General features: G+C 65.1%; 17 protein-coding genes. 3 read left to right on the top strand and 14 right to left on the bottom strand.

The annotated features are described in order from the left end of the window. Nucleotides 1-39: 39 nt before the first annotated feature. The 14 genes from AC2T3R_RS24155 to gshB all read right to left on the bottom strand — a co-directional run bounded on the left by AC2T3R_RS24155 (nucleotide 40) and on the right by gshB (nucleotide 13,975). Nucleotides 40-654: a TetR/AcrR family transcriptional regulator gene (locus tag AC2T3R_RS24155; protein ID WP_025340913.1), complete on the bottom strand. Its 615-nt coding sequence runs from the start codon at nucleotides 652-654 to the stop codon at nucleotides 40-42. A 13-nt stretch (nucleotides 655-667) separates the two neighbouring features. Continuing rightward, nucleotides 668-2,350: a class II poly(R)-hydroxyalkanoic acid synthase gene (gene phaC, locus AC2T3R_RS24150; protein ID WP_024087840.1), complete on the bottom strand. Its 1,683-nt coding sequence runs from the start codon at nucleotides 2,348-2,350 to the stop codon at nucleotides 668-670. A gap of 52 nt (nucleotides 2,351-2,402) precedes the next feature. Beyond that, nucleotides 2,403-3,254 carry a poly(3-hydroxyalkanoate) depolymerase gene (phaZ, locus tag AC2T3R_RS24145; RefSeq protein ID WP_013974535.1) on the bottom strand — a complete coding sequence of 284 codons (852 nt, stop codon included), beginning with the start codon at nucleotides 3,252-3,254 and terminating at the stop codon, nucleotides 2,403-2,405. 63 nt (nucleotides 3,255-3,317) lie between these two features. Further along, a complete protein-coding gene (gene phaC / locus AC2T3R_RS24140; protein WP_015272085.1) occupies nucleotides 3,318-4,997 on the bottom strand; it encodes a class II poly(R)-hydroxyalkanoic acid synthase in 1,680 nt (559 codons plus the stop codon). Between the two features lie 269 nt (nucleotides 4,998-5,266). Continuing rightward, a complete protein-coding gene (locus tag AC2T3R_RS24135) occupies nucleotides 5,267-5,644 on the bottom strand; it encodes a gamma-butyrobetaine hydroxylase family protein (protein ID WP_003249306.1) in 378 nt (125 codons plus the stop codon). A gap of 186 nt (nucleotides 5,645-5,830) precedes the next feature. Then, entirely contained in the window at nucleotides 5,831-7,174 is a 1,344-nt protein-coding gene (gene hslU / locus AC2T3R_RS24130; protein WP_015272084.1) for an ATP-dependent protease ATPase subunit HslU, read from the bottom strand. Nucleotides 7,175-7,250: 76 nt separating this feature from the next. Further along, on the bottom strand, nucleotides 7,251-7,781 hold the full coding sequence (gene hslV, locus AC2T3R_RS24125; protein ID WP_003249309.1) for an ATP-dependent protease subunit HslV: 531 nt from the start codon (nucleotides 7,779-7,781) through the stop codon (nucleotides 7,251-7,253). A 213-nt stretch (nucleotides 7,782-7,994) separates the two neighbouring features. Then, the gene (locus AC2T3R_RS24120; protein WP_075046592.1) at nucleotides 7,995-9,266 is read right to left on the bottom strand and encodes a dihydroorotase; all 1,272 of its coding nucleotides are present in this window, start codon (nucleotides 9,264-9,266) and stop codon (nucleotides 7,995-7,997) included. Beyond that, on the bottom strand, nucleotides 9,263-10,267 hold the full coding sequence (locus AC2T3R_RS24115; RefSeq protein WP_003257774.1) for an aspartate carbamoyltransferase catalytic subunit: 1,005 nt from the start codon (nucleotides 10,265-10,267) through the stop codon (nucleotides 9,263-9,265). The genes AC2T3R_RS24120 and AC2T3R_RS24115 overlap by 4 nt, the downstream gene beginning before the upstream one ends. A 12-nt stretch (nucleotides 10,268-10,279) precedes the next feature. Continuing rightward, entirely contained in the window at nucleotides 10,280-10,798 is a 519-nt protein-coding gene (gene pyrR / locus AC2T3R_RS24110; RefSeq protein WP_015272082.1) for a bifunctional pyr operon transcriptional regulator/uracil phosphoribosyltransferase PyrR, read from the bottom strand. Nucleotides 10,799-10,847: 49 nt separating this feature from the next. Continuing rightward, nucleotides 10,848-11,285 carry a Holliday junction resolvase RuvX gene (ruvX, locus tag AC2T3R_RS24105; RefSeq protein ID WP_013974530.1) on the bottom strand — a complete coding sequence of 146 codons (438 nt, stop codon included), beginning with the start codon at nucleotides 11,283-11,285 and terminating at the stop codon, nucleotides 10,848-10,850. Next, the gene (locus AC2T3R_RS24100) at nucleotides 11,285-11,854 is read right to left on the bottom strand and encodes a YqgE/AlgH family protein (protein WP_015272081.1); all 570 of its coding nucleotides are present in this window, start codon (nucleotides 11,852-11,854) and stop codon (nucleotides 11,285-11,287) included. The genes ruvX and AC2T3R_RS24100 overlap by 1 nt, the downstream gene beginning before the upstream one ends. Before the next feature lie 170 nt (nucleotides 11,855-12,024). Continuing rightward, a complete protein-coding gene (locus AC2T3R_RS24095) occupies nucleotides 12,025-12,930 on the bottom strand; it encodes an energy transducer TonB (protein WP_013974528.1) in 906 nt (301 codons plus the stop codon). A gap of 91 nt (nucleotides 12,931-13,021) precedes the next feature. Beyond that, complete coding sequence (gshB, locus tag AC2T3R_RS24090; protein ID WP_410951890.1) at nucleotides 13,022-13,975, bottom strand: glutathione synthase; 954 nt, start codon at nucleotides 13,973-13,975, stop codon at nucleotides 13,022-13,024. Between the two features lie 212 nt (nucleotides 13,976-14,187). On the opposite strand from gshB, the gene AC2T3R_RS24085 reads away from it, so the two are divergent. Genes AC2T3R_RS24085 through AC2T3R_RS24075 form a run of 3 tightly spaced genes read left to right on the top strand, consistent with a single transcriptional unit; the run spans nucleotide 14,188 to nucleotide 15,553 of the window. Next, on the top strand, nucleotides 14,188-14,589 hold the full coding sequence (locus AC2T3R_RS24085; RefSeq protein ID WP_003257770.1) for a response regulator: 402 nt from the start codon (nucleotides 14,188-14,190) through the stop codon (nucleotides 14,587-14,589). 47 nt (nucleotides 14,590-14,636) lie between these two features. Further along, the gene (gene pilH / locus AC2T3R_RS24080; protein WP_003257768.1) at nucleotides 14,637-15,002 is read left to right on the top strand and encodes a twitching motility response regulator PilH; all 366 of its coding nucleotides are present in this window, start codon (nucleotides 14,637-14,639) and stop codon (nucleotides 15,000-15,002) included. After that, nucleotides 14,999-15,553: a chemotaxis protein CheW gene (locus AC2T3R_RS24075; RefSeq protein WP_003257767.1), complete on the top strand. Its 555-nt coding sequence runs from the start codon at nucleotides 14,999-15,001 to the stop codon at nucleotides 15,551-15,553. The genes pilH and AC2T3R_RS24075 overlap by 4 nt, the downstream gene beginning before the upstream one ends. Nucleotides 15,554-15,561: the final 8 nt, after the last annotated feature.

Raw genomic sequence — 15,561 nt, 5'->3', positions numbered from 1 at the left:
GGGCATGCCCGCGAAAGCCGCGACACCGAAACAACAGGCTTACCCCTCCAGATACCTCACCGCCAACTGCTCCGCCGCCCCCCGCGCCTGGGCCTGCAGATGCGGCGCCACCAGCATCATCACCTGGTACACCACAATCCCCACATCCCCCTCGCGCCCCAGTACCCGCTGGTAATCCAGCGAGAACATCAGTGTCAGGGTGATCTGCTCCACCAGTTGCCCCAGCGCCTGGGTCTCGCTCTCTACCAGCCCCTGGCCCTTGAGGCTGGCCAGCAACGCCGCCAGTGTGCGCTTGAGTGCGTTGATCAGGCTGCGCATGCCGCGGGCCAGTTTGGGCAGGCGCCCGGTCAGGTTCGACAGGTCCTGGAACAGGAAGCGGTACTGCGCCATGCGTTCGACGATCAGGTGCAGGAACAGCCAGTAATCCTCGGCATCCAGGCGTACCTCCAGCGGCGGGTCGAGCAAGGGCATCAGCGCTTCTTCAAAGCGCTCGAACAACCCCAGCACCAACGGCTCCTTGCCGTGGAAGTGGTAGTAGAGGTTGCCGGGGCTTATGCCCAGTTCGTTGGCAATTTCCAGGGTGGATACGTTCGGTTCGCCCTGCTGGTTGAACAGCTGCAGGGCACATTCGAGGATACGGTCGCGAGTCTTCATCCAGTCGGCATGCTCATCGGGTCAGCACGTAGGTGCCCGGCGCAGGGCCCAGCGGTGGGTAGGTGGCATTGCCCAGTTCGCTGCGCGGTGCCTTGAGCGGGCCGGAGCGCGGGGTGATCCACTCCAGCCACAACGGCCACCAGCTGCCTTCGCTGCGCTTGGCATCGTGGAACCAGGCACGCGGGTCGCTGGACAGCTTGGGGTTGGCCAGGTAATAGGCCTTGGGGTTGCCGGGCGGGTTGATGATGCTCTGGATGTGCCCGCTGTTGGCCAGCACGAAGCGACGGTCGCCGCCCAGCAGCAAGGCCGAGCGGTACACCGCATCCCACGGGGTGATGTGGTCGTTGCTGCCGGCCACGGTGAAACTGTCCAGATCGACCTTCTGCAGGTCGATGGGGGTGCCGCATACCTCCAGGCCGGCTGGGTGAGTCAGCGGGTTGAGTTTGAAGAAGTCCAGCAGGTCGCCATGCAGCGCGGCGGGCAGGCGTGTGCTGTCGGCGTTCCAGTACAGGATGTCGAAGGCTGGTGGTGTCTTGCCGAGCAGGTAGTTGTTGACCCAGTAGTTCCAGATCAGGTCGTTGGGCCGCATCCAGGCGAAGATCCGCGCCACCTCGGCGCCATCCAGCACGCCGCGCTGATAGGAGCGGCGCTTGGCGGCCTCGATGGTCTGCTCGTCGGCGAACAGGCTGGCGGGGCTTTCGAACTTGCTGTCCAGCAGGCTGACCAGGTAGGTGGCGCTGCGCACCCGGCGCAGCTGGTGCTTGGCCTGCAGGTGGCCCTGCAGCGCGGCCATGGTCAGGCCGCCGGCGCAGGCGCCCATCAGGTTGGGGTCGCGGTTGCCGCTGATGCTGCGGCAAGCGTTGAGCGCTTCTTCCAGGGCCTGCACGTAGCTCGACAGGCCCCATTCGCGGTGGCGCGGGTCGGGGTTGCGCCAGCTCACCATGAACACCTGCAGGCCGCTCTTGAGCATGTACTGGACGAAGCTGTTGGTCGAGCTGAGGTCGAAGATGTAGAACTTGTTGATCTGTGGCGGCACTACCAGCAGTGGCCGGGCGTGCTGCTTTTCGCTCATCGGCTTGTACTGGATCAGCTCCAGCAGTTCGTTGCGAAACACCACGGCGCCGGCGGTTGCAGCCAGGTTGCCGCCCACTTCGAAGGCGCGCTCGTCGACCTGGCGTGGCAGGCCATCGTTGTGGCGCAGGTCATCGAGCAGGTGGGCCACGCCGCGTACCAGGCTCTGGCCACCGCTGTTGAACAGTTCCTTGACCGCCAGCGGGTTGAGCAGCGAGTTGCTCGGCGCCAGTGCATCGTTGATCAGGTTGAACAGGAAGTGCGCACGGGCCCGGTCATCGTCGTCCAGGTGGCTTTCCTCGATCCACAGGCGGGTCTGCTTCTGCCAGGCCAGGTAGGCTTGCAGGCCGCGCCGGTAGAACGGGTTCTGGCTCCATGTCGGGTCGCTGAAGCGCGGATCCCGCGGGTTCGGCTGAAACGGTGTGTCACCCAGCATCACCCTGCCCAGCTGACCACCCAGGGCCAACAGGTGATGCGCGGTGTGCAGCGGATGACGCAGGCTTTGGCGGCTGACATTGCGCAGCGTGGAAATCAGGTCACGGCCGCGCAGGCCGAGGATGGCGTTCTGCACGTTCATGCTGGTGGCGGGAAGCGTTGTCGTTCCTTTGGCCGTTTTGTCTTTCATGGCAACACTCCCTCGTTCTAACCATGGCGCCGCTTCGCGGGCAAGCCCGCCCCTACACGCCCGAAACCGGGCGAGGGTGCATGACAGCGCGCTGACGCTCTTGCTGAAGGAACTTCATGATGATCGGGGCGACGGCCTCGGCTCGGGTGATCAGGAACAGATGGCCGTCGTCGATAATGTGTAGCTGGGCATTGGGAATTCGCCAGGCCAGCAGGCGCATGTTGATCAGCGGGATCAACGGGTCGTCGTCGCCTGCCAGCACCAGGGTCGGCTGCTGGATCTTGTGCAGCCAATGGATGCTGGTCCAGCCAAGCCCGGCGAACAGCTGCCAGTAGTAGCCCATCTTGCCGCCGGATCGCACCTTGGCGGCGTGCTGCATGGCCAGGTCCGGGTCACGCCGGAAGCCGCCGCCATAGATCGTCGGCGCAATGCGGATGACATGCGACGGCTGCACGTAGCGCCGCGGGCTGGCCATCATCCACAGCACCTTGGGCTTGCCCGGCACCATCACCGCACCGGCGGCAGTGGCGGCCAGCACCAGCTTCTTGCAGCGCTCGGGGTAGTCGTGGGCGAACTGCTGGGCCAGGGCGCCGCCCCACGACACGCCGATGGCATTGACCTGGCCGTAGTCGAGGTAGTCGAGCATGCGTGCCGTCAGCTTGGCCAACCCGGGGAAGCGGTAAGGGTGGCGCGGCGTGGACGAGCCGCCGACCCCGGGCACGTCAAAGGCGATGACTTCCAGGTCCGGGTCCAGCGCCTCGATGAACGGAAACACCAGCTCCAGGTTGGCGCCGATGCCGTTGAAGATCAGCAGCGGCGTCAGGTGCGACTTGCCCGGGCGGACGGCGGTGCGGATGGACTGGTTGTCCAGCTCGACGGTCCTGAAGATATAGGGTTGCGGCATGCGCGTGACTCATGGGGTGAAATGAACACCGTGGCGCCCCGCAGGGGGCCACGGCGCTGCAGCTCAACGCTCGTGAACGTAGGTGCCCGGGGATGCCTCGCCAGCGGCATAGGCACGGTTGCCCAGGCGGGTCGGTGCCTTTTTCAGCTCGCCGGCACGTTCGCCCAGCCAGCTTTGCCAGTGCAGCCACCAGGAGTCCGCATGCTTGGTAGCGTTTTCTTGCCAGGCCACCGGGTCACCCGGGCGATCGGCACCGGTCATGAAGCGCGCCTTGGGGTTGCCTGGCGGGTTGAGGATGCTCTGGATATGGCCGCTGTTGGACAGCACGAATTCGATCTTGCCGCCGAACAGGTGCGCCGAGCGGTAGCACGACTGCCAAGGGGTAATGTGGTCATTGGTGCCGGCGAGGCTGTAGATGTCGCATTTGACCTGTTTCAGATCGATCGGAGTGCCGCACACTTCCAGGGCGTCCGGGCGCGTCAGCGGGTTGCTCTTGAACATCTCGATCAGGTCGCCATGGAAGGCGGCCGGCAGGCGCGTGGTGTCGTTGTTCCAGAACAGGATGTCGAACACCGGCGGCTCGTTGCCGAGCAGGTAGTTGTTGACCCAGTAGTTCCAGATCAGGTCGTTGGGGCGCATCCAGGCGAACACCTTGGCCATCTCGCTGCCTTCGAGCACGCCGGCCTGGTAGGAGTGGCGCTTGGCGGCCTCCAGGGTCTGCTCGTCGACGAACAGGGCGACCTGGTTGTCCATGGTGGTGTCCAGCACGCTGACCAGCAGGGTCAGGGCATTGACCTTGTTCTCGCCTAGCGCGGCATAGTGGCCGACCAATGCCGTGCAGGTGATGCCGCCGGAGCAGGCACCGAGCATGTTCAGGTCCTTGCTGCCGGTTATCGCCAGCACCGCGTCGACCGCCTCCTTGAGCGCGTCGATATAGGTGGACAGGCCCCATTCGCGCTGGGCTTTGGTCGGGTTGCGCCAGCTGATGATGAAGGTCTGCTGCTGTGAGCGCAGGCAGTAGCGCGCCAGGCTCTTTTCCGGGCTCAGGTCGAATACGTAGAACTTGTTGATTTGCGGCGGCACCACCAGTAGCGGGCGGGCATGCACCTGCTCGGTGATGGGGCTGTACTGGATCAGCTCCAGCACATCGTTGCGGTACACCACGGCGCCTTCACTGGTGCCCAGGTTCTTGCCCACCTCGAAGGCGTCCATGTTCACCTGGCTGGGCATGCCGCCGTTGTTGACCAGGTCCTTGGCCAGGTTGGACAGGCCATCGAGCAGGCTCTTGCCGCCTGTTTCGAAAAAGCGTTTGACCGCTGCCGGGTTGGACAGGGTGTTGGTCGGCGCCATGGCTTCGGTCATCAGGTTGATGACGAACTGGCCACGGCTGATGTCCTGGGGCGACAGGTCGCTGCTGCCGATCCAGTCCTGCAGCTCCTTGCGCCAGGCCAGATAGGTTTGCAGGTAGCGGCGGTAAAGTGGGTTGTTGCTCCATGCCGGGTCATTGAAGCGACGGTCGTCGCTTTCCGGGGCAAGGCTGGACTTGCCCAGCAGCACGTTCTTCAGCTCCAGGCCAAAGTGGGCCACATGCTTGGCGCTGTGCAGCGGTTGGCGCACGGCCTGGCGCAGCACGGTGCGTGCCGAGCTCAACAGGTCCTTGCGACGGATACCGATGACCGGGTTCAGCCCCAGGGTGTTTTCCGAGGCCTGCCGCTGCAGCTCATCGTTGTTCTTGTTACTCATCTACGACGCTCCGTTGTCCTGAGACGAGTACCGGTTGCTGTGGCGGGTGCACAGTTCTGAGCCCGGTACTGCTACTCGGGTGACCAGTGATAAGGAACAGCGGTGCTGCGAGGGTTCTGGCTACCTGCAATTTGATGCAGGGAACTTGCCACCCCCCATTGGTTACCCGACTTTCATGTAATGCGCAAGACAGCCCGTCACTGGGCTGTCTGTAAGGTATTCAAACAAATGAATTTAGAAAATGCGCTCTAAATCCTGAAGGCCTTGCGCTAGAGCATGAGTTTGACCACCGACTCGGCGGGGTCGCGGGATTTCCCGGCCTTGTGCAGTTCGTCGAGGTACTCGGCCCACAGCTGTTCCTGGCGCAGGCACAGCTGCTCGAGGTATTCCCAGGTGAACAGGCCGCTGTCATGGCCGTCGTCGAAGGTCAGTTTCAGTGCGTATTGCCCGGCAGGTTCCAGCCCGCTGAGGCCGACGTTGATCTTGCCGAACTGCAGGATGGGGTTGCCGTGGCCCTGGACCTCGGCGGAGGGGGAGTGCACGCGCAGGAATTCGGCGGGCAGGTGGTAGACCTCGCCGGGGGCGTAGGTGAGGCTGAGGGTTTTCGAGGCTTTGTGCAGGTTGATGGCGGTGGGCAGGCGGGCCATGGCTGGAATCTCTCGGGAGCTGATAGTGCACAGCTTCGGGAGATTCGGGCCATTGTGCAAGGGGCTGCTCTGCAGCCCAATCGCCGGCAAGCCAGCTCCCACAGGTACTCCACAGGTTCAGGATTGTGAAGTACCTGTGGGAGCTGGCTTGCCGGCGATTGGGCCGCAAAGCGGCCCCGTGCGGTCTTACAGGATGTAACGCGACAGGTCTTCGTTCTGCGCCAGCTCACCCAGGTGGCTGTTCACGTACGCCGCGTCGATCTGGATCGGCGCTTCGTCATGGGTGCTGGCCAGGTCGCCAGCGCTGAACGACACCTCTTCGAGCAAACGCTCGAGCAGGGTGTGCAGGCGGCGGGCACCGATGTTCTCGGTCTTCTCGTTCACCTGGTAGGCAATCTCGGCCAGGCGCTTGATACCGTCGGCGAGGAACTCGATATTCAGGCCTTCGGTCTTGAGCAGGGCCTGGTACTGTTCGGTCAGCGACGCGTGCGGCTCCTGCAGGATGCGCTCGAAGTCTTCCGGGGTCAGGGCCTTGAGCTCCACACGGATCGGCAGGCGGCCTTGCAGTTCGGGCACCAGGTCGCTCGGCTTGCTCAGGTGGAACGCACCCGAGGCAATGAACAGGATGTGGTCGGTCTTGACCATGCCCAGCTTGGTGTTGACGGTGCAGCCTTCGATCAGCGGCAGCAGGTCGCGCTGCACGCCTTCACGGGACACGTCGGCGCCGCCAACGTTGCCGCGCTTGGCAACCTTGTCGATTTCGTCGATGAACACGATGCCGTGCTGCTCGACAGCTTCCAGGGCCTTGGCCTTGAGTTCTTCCTCGTTGACCAGGCGGCTCGCTTCTTCATCGCGAACCATCTTCAGCGCCTCTTTAACCTTCAGCTTGCGCGCCTTGCGCTTACCTTTGCCCATGTTGGCGAACAGGCTCTGCAGCTGGTTGGTCATTTCTTCCATGCCGGGCGGCGCGGCAATTTCGACGCCCACGGCATCGGCCACTTCGATCTCGATTTCCTTGTCGTCCAGCTGGCCTTCGCGTAGGCGCTTGCGGAACAGCTGGCGGGTGTTGGAATCGGTGCTGGTCTGCGCGGCTTCCTCGGCGAAGCTGCTGACCCGCGCCTGCGGCAGCAGGGCATCGAGGATGCGGTCTTCGGCGGCGTCTTCGGCGCGGTGGCGCACGCGGATGATCTCTTGCTCACGCAGCATCTTCAATGCTGCATCGGCCAGGTCACGGATGATCGACTCGACGTCGCGGCCCACGTAGCCCACTTCGGTGAACTTGGTGGCTTCGACCTTGAGGAACGGCGCGTTGGCCAGCTTGGCCAGGCGGCGGGCGATTTCGGTTTTGCCAACGCCGGTAGGGCCGATCATCAGAATGTTCTTCGGGGTCACTTCGGCGCGCAGCTCGGCGGGGAGCTGCATGCGCCGCCAGCGGTTGCGCAGGGCGATTGCCACGGCGCGCTTGGCGTCGTCCTGGCCGATGATGTGGCGGTTGAGTTCGTGGACGATCTCGCGGGGGGTCATGGACATGATGAAAATGGTCCTCGGGCGGAATGAATCAGCGTGGAAAAACCCCATCACCGGGATGAGGCGCCAGAACAGCTGATCAGTCGGCCAGGTCCTGCTCCTCGATGGTCAGGTTGTGGTTGGTGAACACGCAGATGTCGCCGGCGATGTTCAGGGCGGTCTCGGCGATTTCACGGGCCGAGAGGTCGGTCTTGTTCAGCAGGGCGCGGGCTGCGGCCTGGGCGTAGGCGCCGCCGGAACCCATGGCGATCAGGCCGTCTTCGGGTTCGACCACGTCGCCGTTGCCGGTGATGATCAGGGAGGCGTCCTTGTTGGCCACGGCCAGCATGGCTTCCAGGCGGCTCAGGGAGCGGTCGGTACGCCATTCCTTGGCCAGCTCGACGGCGGCGCGGACCAGGTGGCCCTGATGTTTTTCAAGCTGGCCTTCAAAGCGCTCGAAAAGGGTGAACGCATCGGCGGTGGCGCCGGCGAAGCCCGCGATGACCTGGCCGTGGTACAGGCGGCGCACCTTCTTGGCGTTGCCTTTCATCACGGTGTTGCCGAGGGATACCTGGCCGTCGCCGCCCATGACGACTTTGCCGTTACGGCGGACAGAAACGATGGTGGTCAAGGGGAGAGTCTCCACGCAGCGGGGCGAAAGTGCCTGATGCAGACTCATATGGGGGTGGGGGGAAGGATTTCAACCGTGGGGGATGAATGGTAGGTGTTCCCTTGTACTGGCCTCATCGCCGGCAAGCCAGCTCCCACACGGATATCACAGGCATTGAGGGCAATGATTTCCTGTGGGAGCTGGCTTGCCGGCGATGAGGCCAGTGAGGGTTACTCAGGCCTCGTGGCAGACATGCCCATCGACCAAGGTATAACGCACCGCACCCGGCAGGCAGTGGCCGATGAACGGGCAGTTCTCACCGCGGGAGAACCACTGCTCGCCGGCCACGGTCGAGGCTTGCGGGTCGAACAGCACCAGGTCGGCCGCGCCACCCACTTTCAGCTCGCCGGCCGGCAGGCGCAGGGCCGCCGCCGGGCCGCTGCTCAGGCGGGCCAGCAAGGTTGGCAGGTCGAGCAGACCGTCCTGCACCAGGGTCATGGCCAGCGGCAACAGTAGTTCGACACTGCTGATGCCCGGCTCGGTGGCGCCGAACGGGGCCAGCTTGGCGTCGCGCTCGTGCGGCTGGTGGTGGCTGGAAATCGCCTGGATCACCCCCGACTTCACCGCCTCGCGCAGGCCGTCGCGGTCAGCGGCGGTGCGCAGCGGCGGCTGCACGTGGTACAGGCTGGAGAATTCACGCAGCGATTCGTCGGTGAGAATCAGCTGGTACAGCGCCACATCGGCGGTCACCGGCAGGCCCAGGGCCTGGGCCTGGGCGATCAGCCGCGCGCCGCGGGCGCTGGTGATCTGGGTGAAGTGCGCACGCACGCCGGTCTGTTCCACCAGCAGCAGGTTGCGCGCCAGGGCCACGGTCTCGGCGGTTTCCGGAATGCCCGGCAGGCCGAGGAAGCTGGCCATGGCACCTTCGTGGGCCAGGCCACCCTGGGCCAGGTCGCGGTCCTGGGAGTGGAACACCACGGTCAGGTCGAAGGTGGCGGCGTATTCCAGGGCGCGGGCCAGGGTACGGTTGTTGGGGATTTCCTTCAGACCATTGCCGAAGGCCACGCAGCCGGTGTCGCGCAGGGCCACCAGCTCGGCCAGTTGCTCGCCTTCCAGACCCTTGGTCAGGGCGCCGATCGGATAGACCTTGCTGTTGGCGGCCTCGCGGGCGCGGTCAAGGATAAGCTCGGCCACGGCCGAGGTGTCCAGCACAGGCTTGGTCTGCGGCGGGCAGCACAGGCTGGTGACACCGCCGGCGACGGCGGCGCGGGTTTCACTGGCGATGTTGCCTTTGCGGCTGTAGCCCGGCTCGCGCAGGGACACGCCGAGGTCGACCAGGCCGGGTGCGGCGACCAGGCCATCAGCCTGGATCGTGCGGCTGGCGCTGAAGCCGGCCGGGGCTGCACCGATGGCGGCAATACGGCCGCCGTCCAGGTGCAGGTCGGTGACCTGGTCCAGGCCGCTGTTGGGGTCGATGACCCGGGCGCCGAGAATACTGATGGTCACTGGGCGTTCTCCTGGTCGAATTGACGTTGCGCGTTCTGCCCGCTCATGGCCATGGACAGCACGGCCATGCGCACGGCGATACCGTAGGTGACCTGGTTGAGGATCACCGAGTGCTTGCCGTCGGCAACCGCCGACTCGATTTCCACGCCACGGTTGATCGGGCCCGGGTGCATGACGATGGCGTCGGGCTTGGCGCCGGCCAGGCGCGCGGTGGTCAGGCCGAACAGGCGGTAGAACTCGCCTTCGCTGGGCAGCAGGCCGCCGGCCATGCGCTCACGCTGCAGGCGCAGCATGATCACCACGTCGACGTCCTTCAGGCCTTCGGCGAGGTCCGTGTAGACCTTCACGCCGTACTGCTCGATACCGATCGGGATCAGGGTTTTCGGGCCGATCACGCGGATGTCCGGGCAGCCCAGCGCTTTGAGCGCCAGCATGTCGGAGCGGGCCACGCGCGAGTGCAGGATGTCGCCGACGATGGCCACCGACAGGTTCTCGAAGCTGCCCTTGTGGCGGCGGATGGTGAGCATGTCGAGCATGCCCTGGGTCGGGTGCGCATGGCGGCCGTCACCGCCGTTGATCACGGCAACTTCCGGGCACACGTGCTCGGCGATGAAGTGCGCGGCCCCGGAATCGGAGTGACGCACCACGAACATGTCGGCGGCCATGGCTTCGAGGTTGCGCAGGGTATCGAACAGGGTTTCGCCCTTGCTGGTCGAGGAGGTCGACACGTTCAGGCTGATCACGTCGGCCGACAGGCGTTGGGCCGCCAGTTCGAACGTGGTACGGGTACGGGTGGAGTTCTCGAAGAACACGTTGCACACAGTCTTGCCGCGCAGCAACGGGACTTTCTTCACGGCCCGGGCACCGACTTCCAGGAAGGAGTCGGCGGTGTCGAGGATCTCGGTGAGCAGTTCGCGGGGCAAACCGTCGAGCGAGAGGAAGTGGCGCAGCTGGCCCTGATCATTGAGCTGCAGCGGGCGCTTGGCGTCGATTGGCGTCATCGCGGGGGACTCTTAAAGGGCGGAAGCGGAGGCGAGGTCCTGGCGCTCGAGGGCGAGCGGTGCGGGTCCGGTCAATTTTACCCGTTCATGGGGGGGCAGCGACAGGGTGGCGCCGAGTACATTCGGGCGGATTGGCAGTTCGCCGGCATCCAGGTCCAGCAGGCAGACCAGGGTGACGCTGGCCGGGCGGCCATAATCGAACAGTTCGTTGAGCGCGGCGCGTACCGTGCGGCCGCTCATCAGCACGTCATCCACCAGCACCAGGTGCTGGCCCTCGACCTCGAACGGCAGCTCGGACGGGCGCACTTGCGGGTGCAGGCCGTTCTGGCTGAAGTCGTCGCGATAGAACGAGACGTCCAGAGTGCCCATGGGGCTGGTGTCGCCCATGGCTTCCTGCAGGGCCTGGGCAACCCAGACGCCGCCGGTGCGGATACCGATGTAGCGCGGTTCGGTAATTGCCCGGCGCGCCAGGTGGGCACGAAGGTCGACAGCCATCTGCCGAATCAGGTCGGCGGGATTGGGTAGGCTCATTGCGGGCTCCTCGGAAGGGTGCGCCGGGCGGGGCCGGCGGCAAAGATGATCAGGTATTGGCCTCCAGCCAGCCTTGCAGCAACAGGGCGGCGGCGATGGCATCGACCGGGTTGTCGCGGTAGCTGCCGCGCTGGCCGCCACGGGCCATGCGCTCGCCCTTGGCCTCGAAGGTGGTCAGGCGTTCGTCGTGGGTGTGCACGGGCAGGTTGAAGCGGCCGTTCAGGCGGCGGGCGAACTTTTCTGCGCGGGCGCTCATTTCGCTGGGGGTGCCGTCCATGTTCAGCGGCAGGCCGACGACGATGGCGTCGGGCTTCCATTCGGCAATCAGCTTTTCCACCTGGGCCCAGTCCGGCACGCCATTCTGTGCCTTCAGAGTGCAAAGCTCGCGGGCCTGGCCGGTAACCACCTGGCCGACGGCTACGCCGATCTGTTTGCTGCCGTAGTCGAAGCCCAGCAGCAGACGCAGTTCAGGGTGCAGTTCGGCCATCAGGCGTGGCCCGCCTGGCTGGTCAGCAGGTTCAGGTTGATCCCCAGGCTGGCGGCGGCGGCTTCCAGGCGCAGGTCGCTGGTCAGGCCGAAGATGATTTCAGGGTCGAACGGGCAGTTGAGCCAGGCGTTGTCGGCAAGCTCCGCTTCCAGTTGGCCCGCTTCCCAGCCGGCATAGCCCAGGGTGATCAGGCTCTGTTTCGGGCCTACCCCGGCGGCGATGGCAAGCAATATATCCTGCGAGGTGGTCAGCGACAGCCCTTCCAGCGCCACGGTGGCCTGGAAACTGCATTCGCTGCTGTGCAGCACGAAGCCACGGTCGGTCTGTACCGGGCCACCTTGGTAGATCGGCACCTGCAAGGTGCTGGCCGGTGGCATTTCGTCCGGGCGCAGCTGCTCGAGGATGTCGGCCAGGTTCAGCTCCTGCGGCCGGTTGACCACCAGACCCATGGCGCCATGGGCGTTGTGCTCGACGATGTACGTGAGGGTCTGGGCGAAGTTCGGATCGGCCATGTGTGGCATGGCGATCAGGAACTGATGCTTGAGGTAGCTCGGCGTGAGGGTTTTCATGGGGGATAGTGTGGCGCCAGGTGGCGAGGCTGACAAGGTGCGGTTTTGTGTCGATCGTGCCGGCCTCTTCGCGGGCACGCCCGCTCCCACAGGAACCTCACAGTAGCTGAACCCAGCGGAGATCCTGTGGGAGCGGGCATGCCCGCGAAAGGGCCGGTACAGCCAGCAAATCAGTTACTGGACAAACGGTCCCCACGGGCAAAGCGCCAGGTGCGGATGATCTCCAGCCGGTCAAACTCGGCCAGGTCCCCGGTAAACGGCGCAAACGGCGCCGCCAGCCGCACGATGCGCTGCGCCGCCTGGTCAAGCACCGGTTGCCCGGACGACTCCAGCACCAGTACCTCGTACAACGAGCCATCGCGGTTGATCGACACCATCATGCGCAGGTTGCCGTAGATCTGTTGCCGGCGCGCTTCATCGGGGTAGTTCAGGTTGCCCACCCGCTCGACCTTCTTGCGCCACTCTTCCTTGTACCAGGCCCCCTTGTCGCGCATGGTCGAGGCGGCATTGAGCCGGTGGATGCGCGGGCGCTTGGCGTACATCTGCTGTTCGTTGGACAGCTCCGCCTCCAGGCTGGCGATCTGGCTGGACAACTGCGAGCTGTCGAAGTCCGGTGCCGGGGCTGCCGGCTTGGGCTGTGGCTTGCTTTCCCTGGGCTTGGGCTCGACCTTCTGTGGCTTGGGCGCCGTGGTCACTACCGCCGACTTCTGCGGGACAGGGGGCGGTACCACCTCGGGCTTCGCGGCGGGTGGCGGGGTGATCTTGTTGATCTTGCTGTCCTGGAACGGTGCCAGTTCGGTGGTCTTGGGCACCGCTTTCTTGTCCAGGGTGCCGCTGCCCTGCTGGTTGTCCTGGGCCTGGAAATCGGCCTTCTCCGGCGGTTTCTCGCTCTTGAAGGTGGCCAGGGTGATGTCCATGGTGTGGCGGATTTCTGCAGGCTTGACCACGCTGAAGCCGACGCCGAGGATCAGCGCCAGGTGCACCAGGGCAGCCAGGAACAGGGTAAAGCCGAGCCGGTCCACCGGGCGAACACGGGGGGGCAGCAGGTCGGCGGGGATGTCAGCGGGCAGCGTCATCGGGTTTCCAGCAACCGCAGGGCGGGGCAGCAGGCCAGGCTAAAAGGACCCGCATCATACCCCACTCTGGGTTGTTGCCGTGCGTCGGCGGTCAGCGCGCCTTCAGCTGGCGATCAATGGCATCCATCAATTGCCCGCCGATATTGGTGTTGTAGGCGGCATCGATCTCGCGGATGCAGGTGGGGCTGGTGACGTTGATTTCGGTGAGGTAGTCGCCGATCACGTCCAGGCCCACGAACATCAGGCCCTTCTCGCGCAGGGTCGGGCCGACCTGGGCGGCGATCCAGCGGTCGCGGTCGGTCAGCGGGCGTGCTTCGCCACGGCCGCCGGCGGCCAGGTTGCCACGGGTCTCGCCGCTGGCCGGGATACGCGCCAGGCAGTAGTCCACCGGCTCGCCGTCGATCATCAGGATGCGTTTGTCGCCGTCCTTGATCTCGGGCAGGTAGGCCTGCGCCATGATCTGCTGGCCGCCGTGCTGGGTCAGGGTCTCGAGGATCACCGACAGGTTAGGGTCACCCGGGCGGTGGCGGAACACCGAGGTGCCGCCCATGCCGTCCAGCGGCTTGAGGATCACGTCGCCGTGGGTTGTGGCGAATTCGCGCAGGATGTCGGCGCGACGGCTGACCAGGGTCGGCGCCATGCACTGCGGGAACTGGGTGGCGAACAGTTTTTCGTTGCAGTCGCGCAGGCTCTGCGGGCGGTTGACCACCAGTACCCCCTCGCGCTCGGCCTGCTCCAGCAGGTAGGTGCTGTAGACGAACTCCATGTCGAAGGGCGGGTCCTTGCGCATCAGGATCACGTCCAGCTCGGCCAGCGCGCTGTCCTGCTCCTCGCCCAGCTCGAACCAGCGGGCCGGGTCGGCGAACACTTTCAGCGGGCGCATCTGCGCACGGGCCTGGCCGGCGCCCAGGTACATATCTCGCTGTTCCATGTAGAACAGGCTCCAGCCGCGCGCCTGTGCGGCCAGCAGCATGGCCAGCGAGCTGTCCTTCTTGTAGGAGATGGACGCGATGGGGTCCATGACAATGCCGAGGCGAACGCTCATGGGGTGGTTCCTCTTGGCGGCACGTGGCCGCGATGGATCGAAAGAAAAGTGGCTCAGGGTGGCGCCGTGAACGCCGCCGGTCAAGGGGCGCCGCAGATGGAACGGCCACCCGGAGTGTGCTAAAAATGCCAGTCATAGCGCTATACAACAGGCCTTTGGGGCTGCGCAGCAGCTCCAGGAATTCGGCATAAGCAGCGACGGTAGCCCAAGTGATGGAACAACCCCTGAAGGTGATGGTGATCGACGACTCGCGCACGATCCGCCGCACCGCACAGATGTTGCTCGGTGAAGCGGGCTGCGAGGTGATCACCGCCAGCGATGGCTTCGATGCCCTGGCCAAGATCGTCGACCACCAGCCCAGCATCATCTTCGTCGATGTGTTGATGCCGCGCCTGGACGGCTACCAGACCTGCGCGGTGATCAAGCACAACAGTGCCTTCAAGGACACCCCGGTCATTCTGCTGTCGTCACGTGACGGCCTGTTCGACAAGGCCCGCGGCCGGGTGGTCGGCTCCGACCAGTTCCTGACCAAACCGTTCAGCAAGGAAGAACTGCTCGACGCGATCCGCGCCCACGTGCCCGGTTTTGCCGCAGCCCAACAACACGCACCCTGACCGCGCCTCGCCATGGCACGGTCTTTCTTTCCTGATGGGGAACCAGCATGGCCCGAGTTCTGATTGTCGACGACTCGCCGACAGAGATGTACCGATTGACCGAATGGCTGGAAAAGCACGGCTACCAGGTGCTCAAGGCCAACAACGGTGCCGATGGCGTGGCCCTGGCACGGCAGGACAAGCCCGACGCGGTGTTGATGGACATCGTGATGCCCGGCATGAACGGCTTCCAGGCAACCCGCCAGCTCAGCAAGGACCCGGAAACCAGCACCATCCCGGTGATCGTGGTCACCACCAAGGACCAGGAAACCGACCGTATCTGGGCCACGCGCCAGGGCGCTCGTGACTTCCTGACCAAGCCGGTGGAAGAGGACGCGCTGATCGCCAAGCTCAAAGAAGTGCTCGGGGCTTGACCACCCGCCCGCAGGGCGCGTCGCTGACCGCCTTCGAGTTGTTGCTGGACATCGACCGGCGCTGCCGCCTGCTGGTCGCCGACCAGCCGCCGCAGGACAACCGCCTGCAACAGTGGAGCGGCATCGGCTTCCGCATAGCCGGGCAATGGTTCGTCGCGCCCATGGGCGAGGTTGCCGAGGTGCTGCGCGAACCGCGCAGCAGCCGCGTCCCCGGCGTGCAGCCGTGGGTGTGCGGGGTAGCCAACCTGCGCGGGCGGCTGTTACCGGTGATGGACCTGAGCAGTTTCTTCGGCCTGGGCCACGCCGCCCCGGGCAAGCAGCGGCGGGTGCTGGTGCTGGACCACGAGGACCTGTTCGTCGGCCTGCTGGTGGACGAGGTGCTGGGCCTGCAGCACTTTGCCCTCGACAGCCTGCAACTGTCGCCGCCACAGCCCCTGATCCGCGCCGCTGCACCTTTCGTGCAGGGGCATTTCCCGCGTGAACGCAACTGGGCGATCTTCAGCCCCTTCGCCCTGGCCCAGGCGCCGGGCTTTCTCGATGTGGCGTTATAGGACCTGCG

The organism is Pseudomonas sp. PVC-5-1, assembly GCF_057444345.1.
The sequence above is the reverse complement of the archived record's forward strand: the minus strand, read 5'-3'. Positions and strand labels throughout refer to the sequence as shown.